Here is a 26,925-nt window from a genome sequence, read left to right as displayed (position 1 = left end):
GTAAATAGAGATTGAAGTTACAGGAATAAACAGGTAAAATGAAACCAACCAAAATGTTAACGTTAACATTTTGGTGCAAAATATAAAAGAAAGACGGTGAGAAGATGAAATCGTTTATGGACGAACAATTTCTGCTTAAAAATGAAACCGCTGTCAATTTGTATCAAAACTATGCAAAAGAGATGCCGATTATTGATTATCATTGCCATTTAAGCCCGAAAGAAATCTATGAGAGTAAAAGATTTAACAATATAACGGAGGCATGGCTGTACGGAGATCATTACAAATGGCGGATCATGAGAGCAAATGGCATTGAAGAAAGATTTATTACAGGTGATGCATCAGACGAAGAGAAATTTATGGCGTGGGCGAGGACGGTGCCGATGGCTATTGGAAATCCGCTGTATAATTGGACTCATTTGGAACTGCGCCGTTTTTTCGGAATTTATGACATACTTAATGAAAAAACGGCTCCCGCCATTTGGCAGCGCACAAACGAGCTTCTTCAAGGCGAAGGTTTTACAGCCAGAGATTTTATCACAAAATCAAATGTAAGGGTGATATGTACGACGGATGATCCCATAGATTCATTGGAATATCATCTTTCATTAAAGGAAAGCGGCGAATTTCCTGTCAAAGTTGCACCCGGATTCCGGCCGGATAAGGGACTTGAAATCAACCGTGAAGGCTTTCTTGAGTGGGTGCAGGCGTTAGAACACGCAGCAGCCTCTCCCATTACAGACTATGATGGCTTTTTACAAGCTTTAGAGAAACGGGTTCGTTTTTTTCATTCAGCTGGCGGGCGGGTTTCCGATCATGCGATTGACTCGATGGTTTATGCAGAGACAACAAAGGATGAAGCGGGCACTATCTTTTCTGCGAGATTACAAGGAAGCGGAGTCTCTTATGAGGATGAGAAGAAGTTTAAAACGTATACGCTTCAATTTCTCTGCGGGTTATATACTGAATTAGACTGGGCGATGCAATTTCATATCAATGCGCTGCGAAATACCAATACGAAAATGATGAAAAAATTAGGACCGGATTCTGGTTATGATTCTATGAATGATGAAAAGATCGCCAAGCCTCTGTACCGGCTCCTAAACTCCGTTGAGGAGAAAAACCAGCTGCCAAAAACGGTTTTGTATTCCCTGAATCCCAATGATAACTATGTCATCGCCAGCATGATCAACAGCTTTCAAGACGGCGTGACACCGGGGAAAATTCAGTTCGGCACAGCATGGTGGTTCAATGATTCAAAAGACGGTATGACCGAACAAATGAAAGCGTTATCAAATGTAGGCCTTTTCAGCCGCTTTATTGGGATGCTGACAGATTCAAGAAGTTTTCTTTCATACACGCGCCATGAATATTTCCGAAGAATTGTCTGCAATCTGATCGGAGAGTGGGCGGAGAATGGAGAGGCGCCGCTTGATGCGGAGCTATTGGGAGGGATTGTCCAGGGAATTTGCTATAACAATGCAAAAGAGTACTTCCGCTTTTGAAAATACTCATCCATTCGAGGTGACTTATGAGCCAGCCGGTTATAAATACGGATGCATCTATTCATGTCAAAGAAAAAAAGCTGAGTTTGAAAGAGAAGGTATCCTACGGTTTCGGTGATTTTGGGAACGGATTTATGTTTGATCTGGGGCAAATTTATTTATTGAAATTTTTCACGGATGTCGCCGGCATTCCGGCCGTATATGCAGGAAGTATTTTTTTAGTCAGCAAGCTGTTTGCGGCCATTACAGATCCGATTGTCGGCTCAGCTATTGATTACAGAAAAAATATCGGGCCAAGAGGTAAATTCCGGCCGTATCTGTTATTCGGAAGCATCGTGCTTGCGGTTTTGACCGTCTTGATTTTCGTTTCGCCGGATGTCTCCATCACATGGAAGCTTGTATACGCGTACGCGTCGTACATGCTGTGGGGGGTGGCTTATTCGTTTGTCAACATCCCGTACGGTTCGCTCGGCGCGGCGATTACACAGGATGCAGAAGACAGGACCGCTCTTTCAACGTTCCGCCAAATTGGTTCATTGGGCGCCTTGCTCATTACGAGCGTGATTGTTATTCCGATTCTCGTACAGTTCAACAATGTGCATATCGGCTATCCGGTTGTGATGGGAATAATGTCTGTCATTGGCGTTGCCGGCTTTTATATCTGTTATCGAAATTGTAAAGAGAGAATTATCGTACATGAAGCCCCGAAGGAGAAGTTTTCTTTCACATCCGTTGCGAAAACGTTTATCATCAATAAGCCATTGCTGACTCTAGTACTAATGACGATTTTTTCTATCTCCGCTTATAACATTAAATCAGCGATGCTTGTGTATTTTGCCCAATATAATCTTCATAACGTTCAATTAATGTCATATATGAGTTTTATCATTATAGGCTCGTCCTTCATAGGTGTTGTTTTTCTGCCAAAGCTTGTGAAGCGGTTTGGAAAAAAACAAACGGCCATGATCGGCTTTTCCATCAGTATTGCAGCTGATCTCACTAATTTCTTCCTGCCTGCAAATGTCTATCTGTTTACCATTCTGGCAAGCATTGCATTTATCGGGATCAGTATTCCCAACGGCATAACGTGGGCGCTTGTCTCTGATATTATTGATTACGGCGAATGGAAATCAGGGGTGCGGAAAGAAGCCACCACCTATTCGCTGTTTAATTTTTCGCGAAAGCTTGCACAATCTCTGTCGGGGTTCCTTTCGGGCGTGGGTCTGAGTCTCATTGGGTATGTGCCCAATGCCGCACAAACTGCCGGTACGCTGACGGGGATTAAAGGCCTGCTTCTTTTATATCCGGCGATTGCTTTAACATGCGCGATGCTGATTATCGGATGGATGTACAAATTAACCGACAGACAGCATGCGGAGATCATTAAAGAGTTAAACAGCGCCAAAACACATTAAACAAAGTGTTAGAGGCTGGACGTTGATGATACAATATGATTAAAATCGCAGCAGGCTAAATAAGGAAGGGAAACAAATGGTAACCATAAAAGATATCGCAAAACTCGCAAACGTATCCCACACGACCGTTTCCAGAGCGCTGAATGACAGCCCGTACATTAAAGAGCATACAAAGAAAAAAATCCTTGACCTCGCAACACAGCTGAATTACACGCCAAATGTCAATGCCAAAAGTCTTGCCATGCAGAAATCCAACACCATCGGGCTTTTCTTTACAAGCATCACAAACGGCACCTCACACAGTTTCTTCGCCGATACCATTAAAGGCGTAAACCGTGTCATCAGTGAAGAGTATAATCTGTTTGTGCGGGGCATTGATGATCTGAAAAGTTACGACACCATTAACCACATCAGATATGACGGCATTATTTTGATGAGCCAGAGTGATATTGACAACTCGTTTATTTATCATATCCGAGAAAAAAACATTCCGCTTGTCGTTTTGAACCGAGATATTGATGACAGAAGCATTACGAACATTTTATCGAATGATAAAGAAGGCTCTCAGCAAGCAGTTGAATACTTTATTAAAAACGGCCATAGAGAGATCGCAATTATTGAGGGAATTGAGGGCTTTAAGTCGTCCCAGCAGCGTAAAGAAGGCTATTTGTCAGCGTTGATTCGCCATCATATTCCGATCAATCATGAATACAGTGTAAAGGGACAATATGATATGGAAAGCGGATTTCAGGCGATGGATAAGCTGCTGGCGCTTCCGCATCCTCCCACGGCAGTCTTTTGTTCAAATGATGACATGGCCATTGGGGCGATGAACGCCATTTTCGCGAAAGGGCTGCGTGTGCCTGATGATATATCTGTCATCGGATTTGATGACATTGGTTTTTCTCAATATATTACGCCGAGGCTCTCAACGGTCAAACGGCCGGTTGAAAATATAAGTGTACTCGGTGCGGAAAAAATTTTAGCGCTGATTCACGACCCGAGTCTCAAGAGCGAAAAAATATTCGAAAACACCGAGTTTATGGTAAGAGATTCGGTCAGAAAACTTACACAGCAATGACCCGTTTACAAGCGGGATTCCTTATACGTAAAAATGTTAACGTGTGCATAAAATCGAGAAGGAGGCGGTACTCTTTGCAAAAGCTTAATAAAAGCATCTATGAAGGATACAAGCAATATCCTGAAAAAATTCTTCAATTCGGAGAAGGAAATTTTCTGCGGGCGTTTGTAGACTGGCAGGTTGAGAAGCTGAATCAGGAGGCTGGATTTCAAGGAAGTGTGGTCGCGGTGCAGCCGAGAGGTTCGGAAAAAATCAAGACATTAAATGAGCAGGATGGATTATATACTCTTTTATTGCAGGGGATGAAAAATGGACACCCAAAAAGCGAGCATATGATTATCAGCTCCATCAGCCGCGGCATTGATCTTTTTTCTGACTATCAATCTTTTAAAAAGCTTGCCGCCGAAGAGGAGCTGCGTTTTATCGTCTCTAATACAACCGAGGCCGGCATTATGTTTAATGAGGAAGACCGTTTGGATGATAAGCCGCAGCAAACATTCCCTGGGAAATTAACAGCATTTCTATACTTTCGGTATCAGGCATTTACGGGAAATTCGACAAAGGGCTGTATGATCATTCCTTGTGAATTAATTGAAGAAAACGGCCGCAAGCTGAAGGAAATCGTTCTCAAATATGCGGCGCTTTGGCAATTGGGAGAAGGTTTTACAAACTGGATTCATGATGCTAATACATTTTGTAATAGCTTAGTAGACCGGATTGTTCCCGGTTTTCCTGTTGACACGATTGATGAGATCACCGCTGAGCTTGGTTATCAAGACGATTTAGTCGTAGTGGGGGAGCAATATCATTTATGGGTGATAGAAGGCCCCGAAGATCTTAAGGATGAACTTCCTTTCGCCAAGGCCCGCTTAAATACGTTGATTGTTGATGATCTTGCTCCTTACCGGACGAAGAAAGTCAGAATGTTAAATGGCGCTCATACGGCAATGACACCAGTATCATATTTGTACGGCTTGGATACGGTTGGCGAAACGATTGAGCATGAGGTGACGGGGCGCTTCGTCCGAGAGCTTATTTTTGAAGAAATCATTCCGACTTTAGACATGGAAGGGCTTACTGAATATGCGGAAGAGGTGCTTGATCGGTTTAAAAATCCGTTTATGAAACATTATTTGCACAGCATCGCGCTAAACTCTGTCTCTAAATTCACCACGCGGAATCTTCCAACCCTAGCCGTTTATGTCAGACAGAAGGGGCATCTGCCGGAACGTTTGGTGTTTGCGTTAAGCGCTCTGCTTTATTATTACCGGGGTATCAGAGATGGGGAAACCATTGAGCTTCAGGACAGTCCGAACATTCTCAGCTTTTTCAAAAAGGTATGGAGCGGGCCGGACAAAGATATGTACACCATAGCTTCAACTGCATTAGGCGAACAGCAGCTGTGGGGCACGAATTTGAATGAGATTCCCGGGCTGACCAAAAGAACCGCTTTTTTCCTAGGTATGATTCATGAACGGGGAATGAAACAAGCGCTTGAAGAATGCTGTATAAAAGAGGTGAAGTGAATTGAAGGCATATGTGCAAATTCATAAAAATGATAACGTGCTCCTGGCTTTGCGGGATATGAAAAAAGGAGAGCAGTTACAAACGGACGGCCAAACGGTTGAGCTAAAGGATCATATCAAAAAAGGCCACAAAATAGCATTAACTGATATAAAAGAGAACAGCAGTATTATCAAGTATGGTTTTCCCATCGGGCGGGCGACAAAAGACATCTCTGCCGGCGAGCATATTCACGTCCATAATTCCAAAACAAACCTGAGTGATATCCAAACATATAGCTATACACCGGTCTTCGAAGAAAATCCATTTCCTTATGAAAGCAGGACATTTAAAGGATATCGAAGAGAAAACGGAAGTGCCGGCGTGCGGAACGAACTATGGATTGTGCCGACCGTAGGCTGTGTAAACGGCATCGCAGAGAAAATGATTCAGCGGTTTGAGAAAGAAATAGGAGATATTGCTCCGTTTGACAATGTACTCGTATTAAAGCACCAATACGGCTGCTCGCAGCTTGGCGATGATCACGAAAATACGAAACAAATGCTGCTCAACGCCATCCGTCATCCTAATGCGGGCGGTGTATTGGTTTTAGGACTCGGCTGCGAGAATAATGAATTGTCAGTCCTTAAAAAAGCGCTTCATGATGCAGAGACAGACCGGGTGAAATTTCTTGAGTCTCAGTCTGTGAAAGATGAATTATCAGTAGGCGTGACACTGCTGAAGGAGATACATGAAGCGGCAAAAACAGATAAACGGGAGGATATCCCATTATCAGAACTGAGAATCGGCTTGAAGTGCGGAGGTTCAGACGGCTTTTCAGGAATCACCGCCAACCCCTTACTGGGCAGGTTTTCCGATTATATTATCGCTCAAGGGGGCAGCACCGTTCTGACTGAAGTGCCGGAAATGTTCGGTGCTGAAACGATATTGATGCAAAGGGCGGCTGATGAAGAGGTGTTTCATAAGATTGTCGATTTGATTAACGATTTTAAACACTATTTTGTCAAGCACGAACAGCCGATCTATGAAAATCCATCACCCGGAAACAAGGAGGGGGGCATTTCCACGCTTGAGGATAAATCACTCGGCTGTACGCAAAAAGCCGGCATATCTAAGGTGGCGGATGTGTTAAAGTACGGGGAAGTTCTCAAGACAAAAGGCTTAACCCTGCTGAGTGCGCCGGGAAATGATTTAATCGCTTCCTCCGCTTTAGCGGCGGCCGGGTGCCAGATTGTGCTGTTTACGACGGGAAGAGGCACGCCGTTCGGCACTTTTGTCCCGACGGTGAAGATATCAACGAATTCTCAGCTCTATCAAACGAAACCCCACTGGATTGATTTTGATGCGGGCCGTATGTTAGAAGACAGTATATCTGAGGAAACGGTCTTAAATGAGTTTATTGATTATATCATTGAGGCTGCAAGCGGGGAATTTGTGAATAATGAAAAGAATGATTTCAGAGAATTGGCCATTTTTAAATCGGGTGTTACGCTGTAAAGAAAAAAAGGCTATCCGGCAGCGGATGGCCTTTATGCAGTTAAATCAGTTTTAATCCGCTTATTAAAATGATCGCGGCCATGATGAATTGTAAGGGGCGGGGCGAAAATTTAGGCGAGAAATGGCTGCCGAGCAGCACGCCGGGAATTGACCCGATCAGCAAATTGGCAGCTAACAGATAATCGACGCTTCCGAAACTCGCATTCAGCAGACCCGCCACCGTGACGAGCAGAAAGGCATGGGCGATATCGGTGCCGACGATTTCTGAGGTTTTCATTTTGAATAAATACAGCATAGCAATCGCAAATAACGAGCCGGACCCAATTGAGGTTAACCCCACGATAAAACCGAACACCACTCCGATCAGAATTGTAAGTGTGCGTTTATCCTCCAGGGATTTTAGCTGCCAGCGGTTCGGACGCAGTTTTTTATCTAAAAAAACACGAATGATAATGGAGAGCGCAACCAATGTCATCACATAACCGAGCGCGTGTTTGATAATCTCCTCTTGGTGCTGGTGAAAGGCAGGGAACATGTGAAGAATTCCAATCGCAGCCGAAGCGCTCGGAATGCTGCCGATGGCTAAGTATTTGACGAGCTTGAGGTTGATGGTTTTTTGTTTCCAATGTGAAGCAACGCCAAACAGCTTTGTGATCGAATTATAGACAAGATCAGTTCCGACCGCAATGGACGGATTAATTCCCAATAAAATCAAAAGCGGGGTCAAAAGCGCCGCGCCTCCAACCCCTGTTAAACCAACCAGAGTGCCTACAAACAAACCCATAATTATAATGCTGATGCTGATCATAATGCCTCCTGCTTAATTCCGATTATTTTTATAAGATTATATATAATTAATCCCGTTTTAGCAATCGAAAATTTAGAATTTTATATATATTAATGAAAACATTCGAAAAGAGTGATACCCAACCATACAAAAAACGCCGGTCCTGATTCTGGTTTCCCAGATCAAGACCGGCGGGCCTATTTTTCACTTCACGTCTTTATCCACATGGTCCGTCACAAGTTCAACGACAAGCCTTTGATCTCCTTGCTCGAAGCGGTGATAAATATTGATATGCATCTTTTTTTATATGCGAAAGAGGCAGCCATTTAAACACATGGATGCTGCCGATTATGGGATAACAAAGAAAAAGACACCTGGACGGCAGGTATCTTTTTCGTTTAGCTTATTTTTGTTGATAAAAGGGTAACTCCGTATGTCCCATCTCTCTGACATAAACAAAGAGATTGCCTTTATGGTGGATTTCATGCTCCATCGCAAGCTGCAGCAGCGCCGCACCGGTTACTTTTCTGCCAAAGGCGGCTGTCAGATCAATTTCTTTATTCAGCTGCTCCTCTGTCAAATCTTCCAGAATGGCTGCTGTTTTTTCAGTATATGATTTCGCTAACACGTTAAGGTCAGTCTCTGTTTCTTTCGGCGGGTTTTGGAAAGGAGACGGGCTTCCTTCTTTGATGACATTTGCAAATAGATAGAAGGAGACAAGCATGTGCTTAGCCAGCTCTTCCGCTGACATGGATGTTTCCGCAGGTTTGTAGCTATAATGTTCTTGGCTGATTTTTTCGATCAGTTCAACGGTTACGTTCCGATGTGATAAAAAATGGCTGACAATTTGACTCGTTTTATTCATAGGACATCCCTCCATAGTTAGGAAAATGAAACTGCATTGAAATGCTATATCATTAATCATCAAGACACAAGTGAAAAGCCTTAAGCATTTTAAAATTTGCAGAAGAATCGACTGAGGACATAGCGGAGAATTCGGCTTTTTCTCTCTTAAATAAGCTTGCGGTTAGCCGAAATTCGACAATTGCGGTCTTTTTGCGTTCTTCTTTTTCTTGTAAATATGATAAAATATGACATATCTCGGTCATTCATAAAGGGGGGATAAATTGAGGATGAAGCAGACTATTCCGTCCTCTTTTGTCGGGCTAAAAATTAATGAATGGTACACACATATCCGACAGTTCCACGTGGCAGATGCAGAACGCGTCAAGCTGGAAGTAGAGAGAGAAATTGAGGATATGGAAGAAGATCAAGATTTGCTGCTGTATTATTCTTTAATGGAATTTAGACATCGCGTCATGCTGGATTACATCAAGCCTTTGGAAGGGGACGCATCCCAACTAGAATTTTCAGAATTATTAGAAGACATTGAAGGGAATCAGTACAAGCTGACCGGACTGCTCGACTATTATTTCAATTTTTTTCGCGGGATGTATGAATTTAAACAGAAAATGTTTCTGAACGCGATGATGTTTTACAAACGGGCAGAAAAAAATCTTGCTTTTGTCTCGGATGATATTGAAAAAGCTGAGTTTGCTTTTAAAATGGCTGAGATTTTTTACAATTTAAAACAGACCTATGTTTCGATGAGTTATGCCATCCAGGCGCTAGAGACATACCAATCGTATGAAACTTACACCGTCCGCAGAATCCAATGTGAATTCGTTATTGCAGGGAATTATGATGATATGCAGTATCCAGAAAGAGCATTGCCCCACCTAGAACTGGCTTTAGATCTTGCAAAAAAAGAAGGCAGCCCCCGTCTCATTAGTTCGGCCTTATACAATCTCGGAAACTGTTACGAAAAAATGGGCGACCTCTACAAGGCAGCTGAATACTTTGAGAAATCCGTATCCATTTGCAAGTCAGAAAAGTTCGACAATCTTCCGCATTCTATCTACTCATTAACTCAAGTTCTTTATAAACAAAAAAATTACACCGCAGCGCAGGAGCAATATCAGCAAGGCTTGGAAATTGCCTATCAATATTGTGATGAATTATTTGTAAAGCTGTTTCAGTTTCTGCATGCCTTATACGGAAAGAGCGTTGATAAAGAATCAGTGGCTCGCACATTCCAATTTCTTGAGGAAAATATGCTATATCCCTATATCGAAGAGCTGGCGCATGATGCTGCCCAATTTTATATTGAAAATGGACAGCCCGAAAAAGCACTCGCATTTTACGAAAAGATGGTGCACGCACAAAAACAAATCCAGAGAGGAGATTGTTTATATGAAATCTAAATTGATGACAGGTTTGTTGCTCGTTGCGGTCGGATTCAGCTTTACTCAGGTGATGCCTCATGCAGGTGAAACAGCAGACAAAACAGGGAATACGTTTGATATTGCAGCGCGCAACCAAACGTGACAATAGCCAAAAAGACCCTTCGTTTTGCTGAAGGGTCTTTTTTATCCGCCGGATTTTTCTTTAATAAGCTGAGAGGACCCGCTCTTAACAAGCGGATCCGAATGACAGGTCAGACGCTTCCACTAACGAATTCACCTCGATTACGTATGCGCCGCCCGTGGCATCGCTGAATAGACCGAACATGTTTATGCGGTTCTTCCGCGTGTAAACGGTTCAAACTGCATAGTGGCCGGGCACGTGGCCCGCATCAAAACGATCTGTTTTTGCAGTCAGCCTCAAATAAGTCTTCATCATCTCCTATTCATCTCGTCTTTAACACTTTTAACCAGTAATGAAGGGCTGATGTCATACTCTGCCCGTCCTACGAATGCCACCTATTCATGATAAAAAGAAAAAAGGAGAGATGATAGGTGACGATTGAAGTCAAGAAGAATCTGGTTTCTTCGGATAAGTATACGCTGAAATGCCCCAACGCTATGAATGCTGAATACATTACCATTCACAATACGGCGAATGACGCGTCTGCCGCTAATGAAATCAGCTACATGATCGGGAACAATAGCTCTACAAGCTTCCATTTTGCTGTCGATGATAAAGAGGTGATTCAAGGTCTGCCGCTTAATCGAAACGCCTGGCACACGGGTGACGGTACAAACGGTACAGGAAACCGCAAATCAATCGGCGTTGAGATTTGCTACAGCAAATCGGGAGGTCCAAAATATGAGGCGGCCGAAGCCTTGGCGATTTCTTTCGTGGCTCAGCTTTTGAAAGAACTCGGCTGGGGAATCGATCGGGTGAGAAAGCATCAGGACTGGAGCGGAAAGTACTGCCCGCACCGCATTTTATCGGAGGGACGCTGGGATCAGGTGAAGGCGGCAATTGAAAAGGAATTAAACGGAGTCGTGGCAGCGAAAAAGGCTTCAGCCTCTTCTTCGGCGTCTGAATATCATGTGAAAAAAGGCGATACGCTGTCCTGTATTGCCGGATCTCACGGAGTCAGTGTGAAAACGCTGCAAAGCATAAATCATATCACCGACCCGAATCACATCAAAGTCGGACAGGTGATAAAATTGTCTCAATCGGCACCTTCTTCTAAAAGCCATGCCTCGTCTTCATATCCGCTCCCATCCGGAGTGATCAAAGTGACAAGCCCGCTGACGAAAGGAACAAACGTAAAACAGGTGCAGACAGCTTTAGCTGCCCTTTATTTTTATCCTGATAAAAGAGCGAAAAATCACGGCGTTGACAGCGTTTATGGCCCGAAAACTGCAAATGCCGTGAAACGTTTTCAGTCTGTCAGCGGATTAACGGCAGACGGGATTTACGGTCCGAAAACAAAAGCAAAAATGAAGGAAAAGCTGTAATGAATTAACGGAAGCTGCTGAGGCTTCCGTTTTATTACATACATACGGCTGCAAGAACCTTTTGAATATCATAAATGCTATCATCTTTTTTAAACTGTTTTGAGACAGCGGGAAGTTCTGCGCCGGAAATCCAAATTTTCAGCTCTGAATCAAGGTCAAAGCGGCCGGCAGTCTCCACGCTGAATCTGGAAATGCTTTTGTACGGGATCGATTGAAATTCCGTTTTCTTACCTGTAATTCCCTGCTTATCCACAAGAATAAGCCGCTTGTCAGTAAAAACAATTACATCTCGAACCAACTTAAACGCGGCATCAACATTCTCACCTTCCAGTAAAATGTGAGCCAGCTCTTCTTTTGCCTCAGTCGTAGACAGTGTTGACGCATTGCCAAGTAATCCATCAATAAATCCCATGATATCCCTCCTGATAAGTAGTCTAACAAATCATACTATAAAAAGGTTTTCATTCATAGATGAGTAGAGTAAACTGGTGCTGACTGGTAAAGGAGAGCGTTCAAAATGAAAGATATGTATGACAGCTTTGCAGCCCTTTCTGCTTCTGAATCGGAGTACCGGATTGTTTACGAAGAGAAAAACGGAAGTGGGCTTATTGTCCTCAGTCCCCACGGCGGCAGAATCGAGCCTGGCGTCAGTGAACTGGTGCGGGCGTTTTCCGATCAATGTTCCATTTATTTGTTTGAAGGTGTAAAAAAGCGCAACAACCGTTCCTTACACCTGACAAGCACTCGGTTTGACGAGCCGCTGGCTTTAGAAAAAGTGAACGCCCACCATTGCGCATTAGCATTTCATGGGTATCATGATCTGAAAACTCCGCATACATTGGTCGGTGGCGCGGATTGTCAAAAAGCCAAACTCATTTGTAAGCGTCTGAATGAAGCGGGCTTCAGTGCCGAGCTTACGAGTGAGAAAGACCGGCTGGCAGGTGTGCATCCGAACAATATTGTCAATCGGACGAAGAGGGAAATGGGACTGCAATTGGAAGTAAGTACGGCACAGCGAAAGGTGTTATTCCGCAATTTCGGCTGCCATGATGAATGTTACACACAAAACGATCTGTTTTATCGATATGTGGAAGCCGTTAAGCTTGGCTTTTATGAATAAATGAAACGGGACCTGCACGATTGGCCCATTCCTTCATACGCTGGGGTTGTGCGAAAGTGTAGGGAGGAATGAATATGTTTTATCATATTAAAGAGCTTCAATATCAGGCAAAGCCTTCCCGTCCGGATCCTGTTTATGCGAAAAAGCTTCAAGAGGTGCTGGGCGGCCAATTCGGTGAGATCAGTGTCATGATGCAATATTTGTTCCAAGGTTTTAATTGCAGGGCGGATGCCAAATATAAAGACTTGCTTTGTGATATCGGAACGGAAGAGATTGCCCATGTGGAAATGCTTGCGACGATGATTTCCAGACTTCTGGATCATGCGCCAGCTGATGTACAGGAGGATGCTTATAAAAGCAATCCCGCCATTGCAGCGGTGATGTCAGGAATGAATCCTCAGCATGCGATTGTGTCCGGTTTGGGTGCAATGCCAGCAGATAGTGAGGGCTATCCGTGGAATGCCAAATACATTATTGCAAGCGGGAATTTGCTCGCAGATTTTCGCGCAAACTTAAATGCGGAATCTCAAGGGCGCCTTCAGGTGACCCGGCTCTATGCGATGACTGATGATCCTGGGGTAAGAGATATGCTGTCATTTTTAATTGCAAGGGATACTTATCACCAAAATATGTGGTATGCGGCCATTAAAGAGCTCGAAGAAAGAGAACGGGATATTGTGGTGCCAACAACGTTCCCGCGCGAGCTTGAAAAGCGGGAAGTGGCTTATGACCTGTTTAACTTTTCCAGAGGGGATGAAAGCTCACAAGGAAGATGGGCGCATGGCGAAGCCTTTGACGGACGTGGGAAGTTCAGATATATTCCGGCCCCGATTGCGTTCGGGCCTGTGCCACATCTTAAACCGGCGCCTATGTGGGTGCATGATACGATACCTCCAATGTCAAAATGCTAGTTTTTCTGCCGGGCTGAGGATTTATATCCCCAGCCCGTTTTGGGTCAGCTGTATTTGCCGATATGATATAATGCCTTTTCTTCAGCGACCTGCAAGTGCTGCTGATCGTCTTCCACGTACGCATTTGGCCGCTTGTTCGATAATAAGTAAGCGAGCCGCTTCTGAAATTGAATACCTGCTTTACGCCGTTCAAACATTTCAAGCCTTTTTTCCGCAAATTCCTTTGTTACCCGGAATACCGCCGCAATTGTGGCAAGCGCCTGGCTTCTCCATTGCGGCAGTTCGATCTGCAACAGCATAAAGGTTGGCACACAGAAGTGATACATAAATTGATTCGCTTGAAATTCCTGTAATTCCCTGAAGAGCGTGTTCATTTGAAAATGATTGCCTGCATGCTTTAACACGTGGCATAGCTCATGCGCAAAGTCCTCCCATTGCTCCTCTGCGGATTGCCTTTGATTTAAAACAATGCTGTACATTCCGTCATGCTTCACCATCATACTTCCCGTGTCTTCAAAATGAACCCAAATATCAAGTTCTCTTGCAATTTTCAGCATGTCAATGTGCTGAGGAGAAGTCATTCCCAGACGGCAATATACATTTTTTACGTATTCCTCCAGATGTGATAAGTAATCGCCCAATTGAATACCCCATTTCGAACATATGTTCCGTTTTGTGTGAGAAAGAAAAGCCCTGTTACAGGACTGAAAAAGTTTGCAGAAATCTTTCCCTTTTCTTATAAAAATAAACATCATTCTTTATATCGGCCTATTTATCATATTATTTAGAGAACAAAGGACATTTATTTATTTTTTGGTCTTCGGTTTTTCTCTTTTTCTTTTAAATAGTTAATGAATTCGATCGCTTGCTGTTTGCTTTCCGGAGAAAAGTCCCGCATATCCCGATAAGCGATCTGTAAATCCGGATCTGAAAAGATGTCATCGTCAGACTTTTTTTCTTTTCCTGTCAGTAAGTAATCGGTGGTCACTTGAAAGTAATCAGCCAATTTTTGCAGGGTTTCATAATCAGGTTCGCTGCGGCCGTTTTCATAGTGAGAATATCTGGCGCGTGATACACCGATATGATTTGCGATTTCTTCTTGTGTTTTTTTTCCTCTGAGACTCTTCAATCTGCCGCCTATCATCATATGACCTCTCTTTTTGGAAACTCCCTAAGTTACTCTTATTATAGATACAAACGGTATCGAAATAAATGATTGATAAAAAAAGTATCAAAAATAACTTGATGATACGAAACGTATCGTTTATAATCAAAAACATAGAGATACAAAACGTATCAAAAAGAGAAAAAATTTGTATCAGGAGGCGGGTAAATGAATCCGATTAAAATTGTTTTCAGTCAAAATCCCATAGATCAGCAGCACCTTGGAAAGACAGGCGGATCAATCACATTCACGTCGAACGGCCATCCTGTGTTTCAATTTGAAAATCGCGCGCAATACGAACAGTATTTGCGATTGAAGAAGGCGGGGGAGCAAGGTGGAGAGGAATAAGAGCTATCCGTTTTTCACATATTCAGGACTTTTAAATTCAGAACATTATGACAAGATGGGTTCGGCTGTGTGGCTGTTTCTGTGGTTTATCAGCTCAACGACTAAAGAGAGAAGAAAAGATGGCGTGAACTGGGGCATTGTGCTGGGACATAAGCCGTTAAAAGCAAAGGAGATGGCGGACGTATTCGGAGTCAGTGAAAAAACCGTCAGAAGATGGCTCGACCAGTTGGAAAAGAACGGTTACATCTTGGTGAGGCGTGCGCCTTACGGAGTAATGATTTCAGTCCGGCATTCGAAAAAGTTTATTCCCAGAACGGACAAGCAAGACCACTCTGGCGCTATGGAGCGGACAAAGATGCCGCAAAGGGCGGACAATAACGTCCTGTCTGATAAAGATAACACAATGATTCATACTGCTGCTGATAAAGCGGTTGATGCCATTGCAAACCATTTTACAGAGCTGAGATCTGCGCAAGAGGGGCGCACTGTATACCCTTCCTCTCGTGATTATCAAGCCATCGCCCGAATTGTCGGCCGGGGTGTTCCCGTGCTGCAGACAATCAAATGGCTTGACCAATGTTTTGACGCTTTTGAAAAACGGCGGACAAGTGCTGCGGAAACGATAAAGGCCTTCAGTTATTGCGCGAAATTCATTGATGACCGATTTTCCGCTCAGCAAGTAAAAAAAGGCTTTATGCCTTTAAAAGAAAGGAATATGCCAAATGACCAAACGAACGCTCGAACAAATCCTTGCCGAACTGAGAAGCGGAAAACGTCCATTACTGGTGAACAAATCGGACGAATCAGACGAAAACCGTTATGATTGTCCGGCTTGCAAGGACCAAGGGGGCTTTCTCAAAAAGCAAAACGGACAGGACATATGGGCGGTATGCGGCTGTGTCGGTGAACGAAAAGTAAGGCGGCTGCTCGGCGCAAGTGAAATTACCGCTGAATTCAGCAAGCTGAGCTTTGAGGGATTCCATACGGCAGGGAAGCCTCAGGCAGTGATTGATGCGTACGAGTGTGCGGCCGAATTTGTTGAGCACTTTCAAGACATACAGTCCGCACGCAAAAACAGTATAGCTCTTTTAGGGCAGCCCGGCTCGGGTAAAACGCATTTGCTCACAGCTGCGGCCAACCGGCTAATGAAAAAGCAGCACGTTCCTGTCGTATATTTTCCGTTTGTGGAGGGTTTTACTGATTTGAAAAATGATTTCGATTTGCTGGAAGCAAAGCTCAGCCGTATCAAACAGTCCGGCGTTCTGTTCATTGATGATTTATTTAAGCCTGTCAACGGAAAGCCGAGAGCCACTGACTGGCAGATTGAACAAATGTATTCAGTCATCAATTATCGCTACTTAAATCATAAACCGATTCTCCTTTCAAGCGAACTCACCGTCGAAGAACTTGTGAGGGTGGATGAAGCGCTCGGGACAAGAATCTATGAAATGTGCAGCGACTACTTAGTGATTATAAAAGGAAACGTATTTGATCTGAACCATAGATTGGAGGGCATACGGTAATGTGCAGGCTGTGCGAAAACAAAAAAGTGATCGTTGAATCGACAAGCATTGGAGCCGTTTTTAGGCCATGCCCGAATTGCAGGGCCGGCTCTGATTTGACACCTGTTATTGCGTATTTGGAACAGGTGATTGAAGCCGGGAAAGCGAGGCTGAATGCTCTTGATTAAGCTTATCAAGGCCTTGTTATATCTGTTTTTTCAGGCGAAACGAAAGGAAAAAGAAATTGAAGAATGGTATGAAGATGACGGAAAGTGAGGATCAAGTGCAAAATAAACAATGGAAAAGCAGTCCCGCTCCGTGGCGGGCAGTCTCGGGCGGCGAATCAAAACCGATCTATATTTATTCTGCTTACAGTGAAGAAGATAAGGGGAGATTCCCTTATTCAAACGGCAGGCTGATCGCAGCTGTGTTTGACCTCAGCTCGTACTCGCAAGACGGAAATGCACGGCTCATGGCTTCAGCGCCTGAGCTATTGGAAGCGGTAAAGGACGCGCTCGATTTTCTGAAAGGCGAGTCGCCGGACTGCAAACACGTTGTCATAGATAAGCTTGAACGGGTGAAGGAAAAAGCAGAGGACACACAAAAACGGGGGAAAATAAATAATGAATCCTAAAAAACTTATAAACATAGATTCTATCACACTCGCAAGCCAGCTTGAGGATGGGAAGGTCCGCGTAATTATTGTCGACGGATTAAAGGGGGAAGCCTGGATTACAGAAGCGCCGGAGCACGGAAAAACCCTTGTCGAAACAAGAAAAGGAGACCTGGCCCGCGTCGATTTTGAAATTGGCTACAAATTGAATTAAAGCTTTCATAAAAGAATATGTCCAAGACGGAAAGCCTGAGGACACTGATCAATTGCACAAAATCTGTGCGTTGATTGGTGTCCTTTTTTTGTTCCGAAAATGAGGAGGATAACAGAATGGAAGACTTATTATTTGAATACAAACGCACATTGAAACAGACGAGAAAGCTGTATAAACAGCTTGGAGAAGCAGATGAATCAGAGCTGTCCGCTGAAAAGCTGAAAGATAAAAAAATTATCAGAAGCATCATTACGGATTTAGAATATGTGACAGAATGGCTGGAAAAAGGAAGGCAGCCAGGAATCAGAAGAGCCATTGACCGCCGCGACGCATATCAAAGGCTGCTCATTAAAGATCCGAGAATCATCGAATCTTTTTCCTCGGCTATTGATTTCGAGCCGGACGGACAGGTGTCTGACGAAGACCGCCGAAGGATAAAAGAAGCATTATCATTGTTAACGGAACGGGAAAAAGAAATGTTTCTTTTGCATAAGGTGGAATGCTTTTCATATGAACGGATCGCCGCGCTTTTAGGTGTGAAAAAATCAACCGTACAAACCACCATCAAACGGGCCTTATTAAAGATTCATAAACAAAAAGAGGAAAGAAAACTGTCTTTAGCTTAAAAAGCTGTCATACGTTTGCCACCTATAAGTGATTAGAGCATGAAACAATAAGCGGCTGATCGTTCAGCCGCTCTTTTTAATAGAAATCTATTTCGGAGGTGGCGGTGATGGCGTAGCATGAAAACAGAACAGCGAGAGAAAGCATTTAACATATATCAAAAATATAAGGGCGATATCACAAATCGGGCCATTGCCGAAAAAATAGGCGTTTCCGCTAAAACAATAGGAATATGGAAGAAACAGGACAAGTGGAAGGAATCCTTGTTCTCGAAAGCAGCAAGCAAAGGCAAACACCGTCTGCAAATTGACAATGATGAATTAAATGAACGCCAGCGCTTGTTTTGCCTCTATTATGTGAAAAGCTTTAACGCGACACAATCAGCAATCAGAGCGGGATATTCCGCTGACAGCGCCCATGTCACAGGATGCAGACTGCTTAAATATGAAAAAGTCGCCGCTGAAATCAAGAGGATCAAAAAAGAGATGGTCAATGAAGTTTTCATTGAAGCGATGGATGTGCTGCAAGTGTATGTCAAAATCGCATTCGCTGATATTACAGACTACGTGACCTTTGGAAAAAAAGAAGTACAGGCTTTCGGAAAGTCAGGCCCGTTGTTTGACGAGGATGACAATCCGATCATGAAGGAAATCAGCTTTGTGGATGTAAAGGACTCAGGTCTTGTAGACGGAACAATCGTGACAGAAGCAAAGCTTGGAAAAGAAGGCATTGCGATTAAGCTGGCTGACAAGATGAAAGCGCTGGAAAAGCTGTCATTATACTTTGATTTATTTCCCGATCAATTTAAGCAAAAGATTGAAAAGGAAAAGCTGAAGCTTGCAAAACAGAAGCTGGATCAGTCAGATGAGGGCGAAAATCCGGTTGAAATCATGATAACGCGCAAAGAGGAGAAAGCATGATTGTAAAAGAAGTCAATCCTCATTTCGAAGAGTACTTGTTCAATTGGAATGAAACATATCAATTTCTCGTCGGGGGCTATGGATCGTCAAAGAGCTATCATACCGCGCTGAAAATCCTTCTGAAGCTGTTAAAGGAAAAACGGACAGCGCTTGTGATCCGCGAGGTGTTTGACACCCATCGTGATTCCACCTTCGCGCTTTTCGAAGAAATTATAGAGGAGCTCAGTCTGAATCGGGCGGTGACTCCGCTTTCTTCACCGCTTCAGCTGCGATTTGCAAACGGCAGCCGCATCATGTTTAAAGGAATGGACAACCCTGCGAAATTAAAATCCGTTCATAATATTTCTTTAATATGGATTGAAGAGTGCTCTGAAGTGAAGTACGAAGGTTTTAAGGAGCTGATCGGCCGTTTGCGCCATCCGAAGCTTGACCTTCATATGATCTGCACTACAAATCCAGTCGGCACATCCAATTGGACGTACCGGCATTTTTTTCGAGATGAGCGGAATAAGCGTTATATATTAGACGATCAAGAGCTGTACAAGAAACGCACAATTGTTTCTGGGGACACGTATTACCATCATTCCACCGCGCTTGATAACTTGTTTCTTCCGGAGAGCTATGTGAAACAGCTGGACGGATTGAAACGGTACGATCCTGACTTATACAGGATTGCCCGCCAAGGCCGATTCGGCGTTAACGGCGTTCGCGTCCTGCCGCAATTTGAAGTCCTGCCGCAAGAACAGGCAGAGCAATGCATCGCAAACATCAGCCGGCCGATTTTTCGGACGGGAATGGATTTTGGCTTTGAAGAATCCTACAATGCCGTCATTCGGCTCGCCGTTGATCCTGAGAAAAAGTATCTGTACATTTACTGGGAGTACTACAAAAACAAAATGACTGATGACCGAACGGCTGAGGAGCTTCGCGAGCTTGCCGAGAAACAGGAAGTTATTAAAGCTGATTCCGCAGAGCCTAAAAGCATCCAATATTTCCGCCAGCAGGGCTTTCGCATGGTAGCAGCCAGGAAATTTCAGGGATCACGTTTGCAATATACAAAAAAGGTGAAGCGTTTCAAGAAGATTATCTGCTCTGACCGCTGTCAAAATGCGATCTATGAGCTGCAAACGTTAACCTACGCAAAAGATAAGGACGGAGCGCTGATTGAGGATGAGTTTACCATTGATCCGCACACATTATCTGCGATCTGGTACGCGCTTGATGACTATGATGTGGCTGATTTAAAAGAATCGTCCAGTGAAAGGACCCGTCCGAATCGAGAAAGGAGGAAATAATAGTGCCGCAGAACCAAACAGTCAGGGCCACCGTATTAAAAGCAAATGCTTCAACTCCAAAGACGAAGCAGCTTTATGAAGACCAGTTCTCTGATATGTATGGAGAAGATATTATTGCCCCGCCCTATAACATCACCGAGCTGAAAACGATCGCCGAATATTCTACGATTCTTCAGCAGTGCATAGATGCGTATCGGGTCAATATTACCGGCTTCGGCTTCGATGTTGAGTATACTTTCGACATTAACGGCTCAGATGTCAACCGGGCAAAAAAGAAAAGAGCGGAAAAAGATTGGTCACGGCTTGAATCGTTTTACCGCTGCCTTCATTTTGATGAATCAGCTGAAGTAATTTTAGGCTATGCCATTGAAGACAGGGAGAAAACGGGGAACGGGTTTATGGAAGTGCTCCGGGACGGAACTGGAAAGCCGGCCGGCATCGAATATTTAGATGTAAAAAACATGCGGGTATGCGGTGTGTCGGAGCCTGTTGAGGTGATGTTTACATACCAGGAAAACGGCATACCGAAGACGATCAAAAGGCAAAAACGTTTTCGCAAATATGTACAAATGATAAACGGGCAAAAAGTATTTTTTAAGGAATACGGAGACCCGCGCAACATGGACATGCGAACGGGAGAATATGTGAAAACACTGTCTGAGGATTTTCAGGCAAATGAAGCAATTCACCTCAAAATTGGCAGCGGCTCATACGGTGTTCCCCGATGGGTGGGAAACATCGTCAATTTATATGGCGCAAGAAAAGCGGAAGAACTCAACTTCATGTATTTTAAGCAGGGACGCCATGTGCCTGCTGCGATTACAGTCGAAAACGGAATGCTGTCCGAAGCTTCGTATAAAGAGCTGCAAGACTATATGAATGATCTTGAAGGAGTCGAAAACGCCCATAAATTTCTCCTCATTGAAGCTGAAGGCATTGCCAAGGAAAAAGACCTGCACGGAGGAGAGGACATTACCCCTGTTTCCGTCGAAATCAAGTCGCTTGCGGAAATTTTGCAAAATGACGCGCTGTTTTTGGAATACGATGACAAAAGCAGAAATAAACTCCGCTCCGCCTTCCGTCTGCCTCCGCTCTATACCGGCGAGGCGCAGGAATATAACCGGGCGACAGCCGATACGGCCAGAAAAATAACAGAAGAGCAGGTGTTTCAGCCGGAGAGGAAAATTCTCGTCAACAAACTGAACACGCTTCTTTTGCCGGAATTGGATATTCATGACGCAAGGCTAACATTAAAAGGACCCGACTTTCGTGATCCGCTTGAGATCGCAAAAGTACTGGGTCCTTTTATTACGGCTGGTGCAGTCTCTCCTAACGATTTAAGAGATCTTGCCGGACGGGTGCTCGGCAAAACCCTTGAGGAATGGCCGGAAGACATCTACAACAGACCGGCTGCACAAGACGCCGAGCCGCAGGACCAATCCGCTCTTTTACAGGACGTAAAGGAAAGCATTGAAAGTTTAAAAAAGTCCTGAAAGGGGGTGAAAGCAACAGGTGCCGAGAGAATTGAAAAATGCCAAAATCAGCTTTGTGAGCTATGTGGACAAAGCCGCTAATCAGACGAAGTTTTTCTTTACGAAGTCTGCCGGGCCTCCGGCGTTTGAGAAAGAAGTCCGGCTATTTACCAAAAGCGGGAGTGAGGAACAAAAACTCGTGTATGGGATCGTTTACGAACCGGATGTCCCGGATGCGCACGGCGATTATATGACGGCTGAAGAAATTGAAAAGGCCGCCCACGGTTTTCTCGCGGAGGCCCGCAATATCGACATCAACCACAATTTTCAAAGCGGAACCGGCGAAGTGGTCGAATCGTATGTGGCGCCGGATGATTTCCAGATCGGCACAAGGCTGATTAAAAAGGGCTCTTGGGTGCTCGTGACAAGAGCGGCCGATGAGGTATGGGAGCAAATCAAAGCAGGTGTCATCACAGGATACAGTATGGCGGGCACTGCGGATACGCATGAAGAAGAGCCTGATGAAAAAGCATCCGGATTGATGGGTGTATTCAAGCAGCTGCTGTCTGATCGCGACAGTCAAAGAGGACTGAAAACCAGATTTCAGAAAATGGGGGAGGACACCAAGGATATGAAAAAGGAAGACATGAAAGAATCCATTGAACATGCATTGTACCCGCTGTTAAAGCGGCTTGATGCAATTGAAAAAAATACAGAAGCAGCGGAAGAAAAACCGGAGCAGACAGAAGAGGAAGAGCGTCTGAAAAAGCTTGTGGAAGACATGCTCGCCCCGCTTGTCGAACGCATTGAAGCGCTGGAAAAAACAAGAGGCGCATCTAAACAGACCGCCGATGACGGCAGCGGGAATGCAGAACAAATCAAAAAATCAATTTGGAGCGGACTGCTGTAAACCAGTCAGGAGGAGGAAATAATTTGAGAAATCAAGACATCATTCAAAAAGCGGAAATGTCGCTTTCAGCATTAAAAAGCGGAGGGCTTATGAATCCTGCGCAAGCATCGGCATTTATTCGTATGGTGCAGAACACACCTACGATTTTCAGCGAATCCCGTGTGATTCAAATGGAAAACGATTCACAGAAATTTGAGAAAATCGGCTTCGGCCAGCGCATTTTGCGTGCTGCTGAAGAGGGCAAGGCTTTATCCAATGACGAGCTGACTGTTCCTTCAACGAGTACGGTACAGCTGAACACAAAAGAAGTCATTGCGGAAATTAATATTACGTATGACACGCTGGAAAACAACATAGAAAAAGACGGGCTCCAACAAACCATTATGCAAATCCTGGCGGAACGGGCGGCTGTTGATATCGAAGAGCTGATTGTAAACGGTGATACTGCTTCCAATGATCCATACCTCGCACAGCTTGACGGAATCCGTAAACAGGCGGTATCTCACATTGTTGACGCGGCTGGTGAAGAGCTTTCCAGAGGTACATTTAAAAAAGGGCTGAAGGCCGTCCCGCCGAAATATTTGCGCATCCCGCAGGAATTCAGATTCTATACGTCTCACGGAATGGAAATTGAGTGGAAAGACCGGGTGGCGGATCGTCAGACGAATTTAGGGGACCTCGCCGTTCAAGGCGGATTGTCTACGGCATTCGGCGTGCCTGTCAAGGGAGTGTCCAATATTCAGCCTTATACGGTTGGCGAAGGAGACGCGCAATATGATGCGTCTGATATCATTTTGACTCATCCGAAAAATATTATTCTGGGTTTCTCCCGCAATATTAGAATCGAAGTGGACAAGGATATTCGCTCCCGTAAATTTATTATTGTGTTGACGGCTAAGCTTGACAGTAAATTCGAAGAAGAAGACGCTGTCGCAAAATTGATTAACGTGAAAGAATAAACCGGAAATGGGGTTGTCAGCTTATGCTTATTGAACCGACTGACGTTGCCTCTTATTCAGTCTTTGAACAGGTGCAAAACAGACCGGAGCATTTGCTTACGCAGGATATTATCGAAGCTGAGGCGGAGGCGGCAAGAATCACAGGCCACCATTTTACAGATGCCATTTATGTTCCGCTTCCCGACAAAGCCAGACTTGCTTTGCTTAAGCTCGCCCAATATTTTGCGCTGGCAAACAGCGATGAAACGAGTGTTTCAAACTATCAGTCTGAAAAAATGGGAGACTATTCCTACACCATTTCAACAAATGGCGGTATTCAAAAGCCTGATGTATATAACCTGCTGCAGGAGTACATTGCTGCCGGATATTCTCCTGCGTCCTCCAAACTCAAGGTGCGGACGCTATGAGCTATACACGGATGCTTGTTCATCGTTGTGATATTTATCATGAAACAGCCGCACCGGGCCCAAGCGGGAAGTTCGGAATTCCGGCGAACAAGCTTCAGCCTGTTTTTACTTATCCCGACATGCCTGATGAACAGAATGTGCCCTGTTATTTCACAGAAAAACAGCAGCAGCTGATCCAGCAGCTTCCGAACCATACGGTTTATCGCAGCTTTCTCGTTCACTTTCCGTTATCAGCGGATGTTCGTGTCAACGACAAGGTGGTATGGGATGGTGTCGGTTATATTTTGGAATTGCCGAAAAAGCTGAGAAACCACCATTGGGAAGTCACTGCTGTCAGGGATGAAAGCCTATGAAAATCAAAGGGCTTTCAAAATTAAACGCCTCACTGAAAGAAGCCGCATCCGGAGGATTTTCCCGTCAGGCTGCCAAATGGCTGGAGCAATCCGGACAAGACTTTCTGGATATGGTGCAAGACGAACTGATCAGTTCCCAATCCATTGATACAGAGAGGCTGTTTTCTTCATTTCAAAAAGGGGACGCCGATCATATTTGGATCGCAGAAAGCGGCGGCTTATCCCTTGAAGTCGGTTCGAACCTTGAATATGCGTCGTTTGTGAACGACGGCCGCTGGACAACTGAAGGCGACGGCGTGAAATGGGTGCCGGGTTATTTTCAAGGCGCGCGGTTCGTCTATGATCCTGCCTCTTCAACCGGAATGGCGCTTAAAAAAAGATGGGTCAGCGGCACAGGCTATTGGGACAATGCGCTTATTTTATTTGAACAGGTATTTGCGAAGTCATTGGAGCAAAAATTGCGTCAATGGCTCAAGACATTGTAAGGAGGAATGGGATGAACAGTGAAACAGGATCAATGATGGCTTTTTTCTACAAGCAATGGCCTGTCCCGATTTATGACAGTGAACTGCCTGATCATTTTCAGATTCCGTCATTATATGTCCCCGTTCCTTCTGTTTTTGAAGAAACCGATACGGTATCAACCTTCAAGAAAACCTACAGCCTCAATATGAAGCTGTTCCACACGGATTCCGCCTTGGCGCTAAAAGAAGCAGACCGGCTCGCCGACACAGTCAGGGAGTGCAGAAATATCGTTCCGCTGCTTGATGAGTCAGGCGCTGAAACAGGTGATTTTATTCGGATTACACGAATGGAAACGAGGGTTGGAGACAGGGGCGAGGCGGTGATGACCGTCCGCTGGAGCAGCCGGTACTACTATCAAAAGACGGAACAGCCTGTTTTGCAGGATATTGATATGAACAGCGGGGTGAAGTAAAAGTGAAAAAAAACAATACCATAAAGGCTGGAAAAACTGAGGGAACAGAAGCTCTTTTTGACACAGCCGATTTAACCAAGCACGCAAAGGAGCTTTTCGGCGTAAAACCGGAAATTCTCCGGGGGGCTTTATTCGGCGTGCAAAAAACACATATGACAAAATCAGAAGTGCGTAAGTACATCCAAACATTTTTAACCAAGGAGGTCATGTAATATGAATGGCGGAACATTTACAACAGGCAAAGAAAAAGATCGTGCAGGCATTTATTTTAACTTTAAAACAACGGCACAGGAACGGGTATCACTCGGTGAACGGGGGACTGTAGCGCTTCCTGTCGCATCAAACTGGGGAGAGGCCAAAACCTTTGTGTCCATTTCAAGTGTGGAAGATCTGAATAAAAAGGTAGGTCTCAGTATCGAAGATCCGTCTTTGCTGCTTTTGCGTGAAGCGAAGAAAAATGCGCAAACGGTACTGATGTATCGCCTGACAGAAGGTGTCCGTGCGTCAGCGGATATCGCAGAAGGCGTAAAAGCGACCGCTTTATACGGAGGCTCCAAAGGAAATGACATCATCATCCGTGTCAATGAAAATGTGCTTGATTCCCAAGCATTTGATGTCACCACCTATATGGACGAATCCGAAGTCGATAAGCAAACAGTCAAGAAAGCAGAAGAGTTAACGGCAAACGGCTATGTTTCCTTCACAGGAGCAGGCGATCTGTCCGCCTCAATTCCTTTGACAGGCTCGGAGGAAGAATCAACAGGGGGCACATTAAGCGCGGCAGCCGGCATCCGCTTGTCGGGCGGGACTGATAAAACACCTGTGAACTCAGATTATACTGATTTCTTAGCCGCCGCTGAAACAGAAAACTTCGATGTGATCGCGCTGCCGGTTGCTGATAACGACCAGCTGAAAGCGACGTTTGCCGCTTTCATTCAACGTCTGCGCGATGGCCAGGGGCAAAAGGTGCAAGGCGTAACAGCCCATTACCATGGGGATTATGAAGGTATTATTAATGTGACAGAAGGAGTGCTACTAGAGGACGGCACAGAAGTAACAGCCGAGAAAGCAACTGCTTGGGTTGCGGGCGCAAGCGCCGGTGCCACTTTCAATCAATCCCTGACATTTGTGGAATACGAGGGAGCCGTTGATGTGTTAAACCGCCTTGATCACGACAGCATTGTCGAGCGCCTTGGCAAGGGTGAATTTCTCTTTACGTATGACGCGCGCGATAAGTCCGTCAGCGTAGAAAAAGACATTAACTCATTAACGACTTTCACAGCTGAGAAAAATAAAAAGTTTGCGAAAAATAAAATTGTCCGTGTGCTTGATGCGGTTAATAACGATTTAACACGTGAGCTGAAAGCCTTAATTAAATCAAGGAAAGGCAGCGGAAGCGATATTCCGGCATCAGAGGACGGGCTTCAGTACGTGAAAACAATGATTACTCAATACATGACCACTCTTCAAGATGCGGACGGCATTACGGATTTTGATTCAGATGAAGATATTTCAATTGCTCTGAATGAAGACCGTGACGGCTTCCTCATTGATCTCGCCGTGAAACCTATGGACGCAGCAGAAAAATTCTACTTTAACGTGGAGGTAAACTAA

The 26,925-nt window shown here is 44.5% G+C and carries 33 protein-coding genes and 1 pseudogene; 28 read left to right on the top strand and 6 right to left on the bottom strand.

Going from position 1 to position 26,925, the window contains the following annotated elements; all coding sequences use genetic code 11:
* The first annotated feature begins 104 nt into the window (after positions 1 to 104).
* The 5 genes from uxaC (at position 105) to GXP75_RS03295 (ending at position 7,022) form a co-directional block, all read left to right on the top strand.
* Positions 105 to 1,505: a glucuronate isomerase gene (uxaC, locus tag GXP75_RS03315; protein WP_242556121.1), complete on the top strand. Its 1,401-nt coding sequence runs from the start codon at positions 105 to 107 to the stop codon at positions 1,503 to 1,505.
* Between the two features lie 26 nt (positions 1,506 to 1,531).
* Positions 1,532 to 2,920: an MFS transporter gene (locus tag GXP75_RS03310; RefSeq protein ID WP_242556120.1), complete on the top strand. Its 1,389-nt coding sequence runs from the start codon at positions 1,532 to 1,534 to the stop codon at positions 2,918 to 2,920.
* Positions 2,921 to 2,996: 76 nt separating this feature from the next.
* Positions 2,997 to 4,001: a LacI family DNA-binding transcriptional regulator gene (locus GXP75_RS03305; protein WP_106045196.1), complete on the top strand. Its 1,005-nt coding sequence runs from the start codon at positions 2,997 to 2,999 to the stop codon at positions 3,999 to 4,001.
* 74 nt (positions 4,002 to 4,075) lie between these two features.
* Positions 4,076 to 5,527, top strand: coding sequence for a tagaturonate reductase (locus tag GXP75_RS03300; RefSeq protein WP_242556119.1), 1,452 nt, complete (start codon positions 4,076 to 4,078; stop codon positions 5,525 to 5,527).
* Position 5,528: 1 nt separating this feature from the next.
* Entirely contained in the window at positions 5,529 to 7,022 is a 1,494-nt protein-coding gene (locus GXP75_RS03295) for a UxaA family hydrolase (RefSeq protein WP_214915271.1), read from the top strand.
* Between the two features lie 40 nt (positions 7,023 to 7,062).
* On the opposite strand, the gene GXP75_RS03290 is transcribed toward GXP75_RS03295, so the two are convergent.
* Both GXP75_RS03290 and GXP75_RS03285 read right to left on the bottom strand, forming a co-directional pair.
* Positions 7,063 to 7,827, bottom strand: a complete 765-nt coding sequence (locus GXP75_RS03290) for a sulfite exporter TauE/SafE family protein (protein WP_061571826.1) — start codon at positions 7,825 to 7,827, stop codon at positions 7,063 to 7,065.
* A gap of 385 nt (positions 7,828 to 8,212) precedes the next feature.
* Positions 8,213 to 8,674 (bottom strand): DinB family protein, encoded by a 462-nt coding sequence (locus GXP75_RS03285; protein WP_088116971.1) that lies wholly within the window; start codon positions 8,672 to 8,674, stop codon positions 8,213 to 8,215.
* Between the two features lie 262 nt (positions 8,675 to 8,936).
* On the opposite strand from GXP75_RS03285, the gene GXP75_RS03280 reads away from it, so the two are divergent.
* A complete protein-coding gene (locus GXP75_RS03280; protein WP_214915264.1) occupies positions 8,937 to 10,073 on the top strand; it encodes a Rap family tetratricopeptide repeat protein in 1,137 nt (378 codons plus the stop codon).
* Positions 10,063 to 10,197 (top strand): PhrA family phosphatase inhibitor, encoded by a 135-nt coding sequence (locus tag GXP75_RS03275; protein ID WP_088116973.1) that lies wholly within the window; start codon positions 10,063 to 10,065, stop codon positions 10,195 to 10,197. The genes GXP75_RS03280 and GXP75_RS03275 overlap by 11 nt, the downstream gene beginning before the upstream one ends.
* A 41-nt stretch (positions 10,198 to 10,238) precedes the next feature.
* On the opposite strand, the pseudogene GXP75_RS21475 reads toward GXP75_RS03275, so the two are convergent.
* A pseudogene (locus GXP75_RS21475) lies at positions 10,239 to 10,488 on the bottom strand (YciI family protein).
* A 119-nt stretch (positions 10,489 to 10,607) separates the two neighbouring features.
* Here GXP75_RS21475 and GXP75_RS03270 point away from each other — a divergent pair.
* Entirely contained in the window at positions 10,608 to 11,561 is a 954-nt protein-coding gene (locus tag GXP75_RS03270; protein ID WP_242556118.1) for an N-acetylmuramoyl-L-alanine amidase, read from the top strand.
* 34 nt (positions 11,562 to 11,595) lie between these two features.
* On the opposite strand, the gene GXP75_RS03265 is transcribed toward GXP75_RS03270, so the two are convergent.
* Positions 11,596 to 11,973, bottom strand: a complete 378-nt coding sequence (locus tag GXP75_RS03265; protein ID WP_150223576.1) for a PH domain-containing protein — start codon at positions 11,971 to 11,973, stop codon at positions 11,596 to 11,598.
* A 105-nt stretch (positions 11,974 to 12,078) separates the two neighbouring features.
* Here GXP75_RS03265 and GXP75_RS03260 point away from each other — a divergent pair, with 105 nt between their 5' ends.
* Positions 12,079 to 12,681, top strand: a complete 603-nt coding sequence (locus tag GXP75_RS03260; protein WP_242556117.1) for a poly-gamma-glutamate hydrolase family protein — start codon at positions 12,079 to 12,081, stop codon at positions 12,679 to 12,681.
* Between the two features lie 74 nt (positions 12,682 to 12,755).
* The gene (locus tag GXP75_RS03255) at positions 12,756 to 13,592 is read left to right on the top strand and encodes a manganese catalase (RefSeq protein WP_150223574.1); all 837 of its coding nucleotides are present in this window, start codon (positions 12,756 to 12,758) and stop codon (positions 13,590 to 13,592) included.
* Positions 13,593 to 13,636: 44 nt separating this feature from the next.
* Here the strand turns inward: GXP75_RS03255 and GXP75_RS03250 are convergent, their stop codons facing one another.
* On the bottom strand, positions 13,637 to 14,233 hold the full coding sequence (locus GXP75_RS03250) for an ImmA/IrrE family metallo-endopeptidase (protein WP_242556116.1): 597 nt from the start codon (positions 14,231 to 14,233) through the stop codon (positions 13,637 to 13,639).
* A 161-nt stretch (positions 14,234 to 14,394) separates the two neighbouring features.
* On the bottom strand, positions 14,395 to 14,736 hold the full coding sequence (gene xre, locus GXP75_RS03245; protein ID WP_061571292.1) for an HTH-type transcriptional regulator Xre: 342 nt from the start codon (positions 14,734 to 14,736) through the stop codon (positions 14,395 to 14,397).
* A gap of 189 nt (positions 14,737 to 14,925) precedes the next feature.
* On the opposite strand from xre, the gene GXP75_RS03240 reads away from it, so the two are divergent.
* From GXP75_RS03240 to GXP75_RS03155, 18 genes are all read left to right on the top strand, one after another.
* Complete coding sequence (locus GXP75_RS03240; RefSeq protein ID WP_150223572.1) at positions 14,926 to 15,105, top strand: hypothetical protein; 180 nt, start codon at positions 14,926 to 14,928, stop codon at positions 15,103 to 15,105.
* On the top strand, positions 15,092 to 15,928 hold the full coding sequence (locus GXP75_RS03235; protein ID WP_242556115.1) for a MarR family transcriptional regulator: 837 nt from the start codon (positions 15,092 to 15,094) through the stop codon (positions 15,926 to 15,928). The genes GXP75_RS03240 and GXP75_RS03235 overlap by 14 nt, the downstream gene beginning before the upstream one ends.
* On the top strand, positions 15,828 to 16,628 hold the full coding sequence (locus tag GXP75_RS03230; protein WP_214915254.1) for an ATP-binding protein: 801 nt from the start codon (positions 15,828 to 15,830) through the stop codon (positions 16,626 to 16,628). The genes GXP75_RS03235 and GXP75_RS03230 overlap by 101 nt, the downstream gene beginning before the upstream one ends.
* A complete protein-coding gene (locus GXP75_RS03225; protein WP_003327463.1) occupies positions 16,628 to 16,795 on the top strand; it encodes a hypothetical protein in 168 nt (55 codons plus the stop codon). The genes GXP75_RS03230 and GXP75_RS03225 overlap by 1 nt, the downstream gene beginning before the upstream one ends.
* A gap of 74 nt (positions 16,796 to 16,869) precedes the next feature.
* Entirely contained in the window at positions 16,870 to 17,241 is a 372-nt protein-coding gene (locus GXP75_RS03220) for a phage portal protein (RefSeq protein WP_214915406.1), read from the top strand.
* Positions 17,228 to 17,434, top strand: coding sequence for an XtrA/YqaO family protein (locus tag GXP75_RS03215; RefSeq protein WP_061571296.1), 207 nt, complete (start codon positions 17,228 to 17,230; stop codon positions 17,432 to 17,434). The genes GXP75_RS03220 and GXP75_RS03215 overlap by 14 nt, the downstream gene beginning before the upstream one ends.
* 116 nt (positions 17,435 to 17,550) lie before the next feature.
* Positions 17,551 to 18,060 (top strand): sigma-70 family RNA polymerase sigma factor, encoded by a 510-nt coding sequence (locus GXP75_RS03210; protein WP_010788331.1) that lies wholly within the window; start codon positions 17,551 to 17,553, stop codon positions 18,058 to 18,060.
* Between the two features lie 117 nt (positions 18,061 to 18,177).
* Positions 18,178 to 18,978, top strand: coding sequence for a terminase small subunit (locus GXP75_RS03205; RefSeq protein WP_242556114.1), 801 nt, complete (start codon positions 18,178 to 18,180; stop codon positions 18,976 to 18,978).
* Positions 18,975 to 20,273 carry a PBSX family phage terminase large subunit gene (locus tag GXP75_RS03200; RefSeq protein WP_242556113.1) on the top strand — a complete coding sequence of 433 codons (1,299 nt, stop codon included), beginning with the start codon at positions 18,975 to 18,977 and terminating at the stop codon, positions 20,271 to 20,273. The genes GXP75_RS03205 and GXP75_RS03200 overlap by 4 nt, the downstream gene beginning before the upstream one ends.
* A gap of 2 nt (positions 20,274 to 20,275) precedes the next feature.
* Positions 20,276 to 21,766 carry a phage portal protein gene (locus GXP75_RS03195; RefSeq protein ID WP_242556112.1) on the top strand — a complete coding sequence of 497 codons (1,491 nt, stop codon included), beginning with the start codon at positions 20,276 to 20,278 and terminating at the stop codon, positions 21,764 to 21,766.
* A gap of 19 nt (positions 21,767 to 21,785) precedes the next feature.
* The gene (locus GXP75_RS03190) at positions 21,786 to 22,655 is read left to right on the top strand and encodes an XkdF-like putative serine protease domain-containing protein (RefSeq protein WP_214915240.1); all 870 of its coding nucleotides are present in this window, start codon (positions 21,786 to 21,788) and stop codon (positions 22,653 to 22,655) included.
* Positions 22,656 to 22,678: 23 nt separating this feature from the next.
* Positions 22,679 to 23,614, top strand: coding sequence for a phage major capsid family protein (locus GXP75_RS03185; RefSeq protein WP_242556111.1), 936 nt, complete (start codon positions 22,679 to 22,681; stop codon positions 23,612 to 23,614).
* 23 nt (positions 23,615 to 23,637) lie between these two features.
* A complete protein-coding gene (yqbG, locus tag GXP75_RS03180) occupies positions 23,638 to 24,021 on the top strand; it encodes a protein YqbG (protein ID WP_214915233.1) in 384 nt (127 codons plus the stop codon).
* Positions 24,018 to 24,374, top strand: coding sequence for a YqbH/XkdH family protein (locus tag GXP75_RS03175; RefSeq protein WP_214915232.1), 357 nt, complete (start codon positions 24,018 to 24,020; stop codon positions 24,372 to 24,374). The genes yqbG and GXP75_RS03175 overlap by 4 nt, the downstream gene beginning before the upstream one ends.
* Complete coding sequence (locus GXP75_RS03170) at positions 24,371 to 24,859, top strand: HK97 gp10 family phage protein (RefSeq protein WP_214915203.1); 489 nt, start codon at positions 24,371 to 24,373, stop codon at positions 24,857 to 24,859. Before GXP75_RS03175 ends, GXP75_RS03170 begins: the two co-directional genes overlap by 4 nt.
* A gap of 11 nt (positions 24,860 to 24,870) precedes the next feature.
* The gene (locus GXP75_RS03165) at positions 24,871 to 25,311 is read left to right on the top strand and encodes a phage portal protein (RefSeq protein ID WP_214915200.1); all 441 of its coding nucleotides are present in this window, start codon (positions 24,871 to 24,873) and stop codon (positions 25,309 to 25,311) included.
* Positions 25,312 to 25,313: 2 nt separating this feature from the next.
* On the top strand, positions 25,314 to 25,523 hold the full coding sequence (locus tag GXP75_RS03160) for a YqzN/YkzM domain-containing protein (RefSeq protein WP_003327447.1): 210 nt from the start codon (positions 25,314 to 25,316) through the stop codon (positions 25,521 to 25,523).
* 1 nt (position 25,524) lies between these two features.
* Entirely contained in the window at positions 25,525 to 26,925 is a 1,401-nt protein-coding gene (locus GXP75_RS03155; RefSeq protein WP_003327446.1) for a phage tail sheath family protein, read from the top strand.

This window comes from Bacillus sp. HU-1818, from assembly GCF_022695965.1.
Lineage (GTDB): Bacteria > Bacillota > Bacilli > Bacillales > Bacillaceae > Bacillus > Bacillus atrophaeus.
This window is presented reverse-complemented; position numbering and strand designations above follow the sequence as displayed.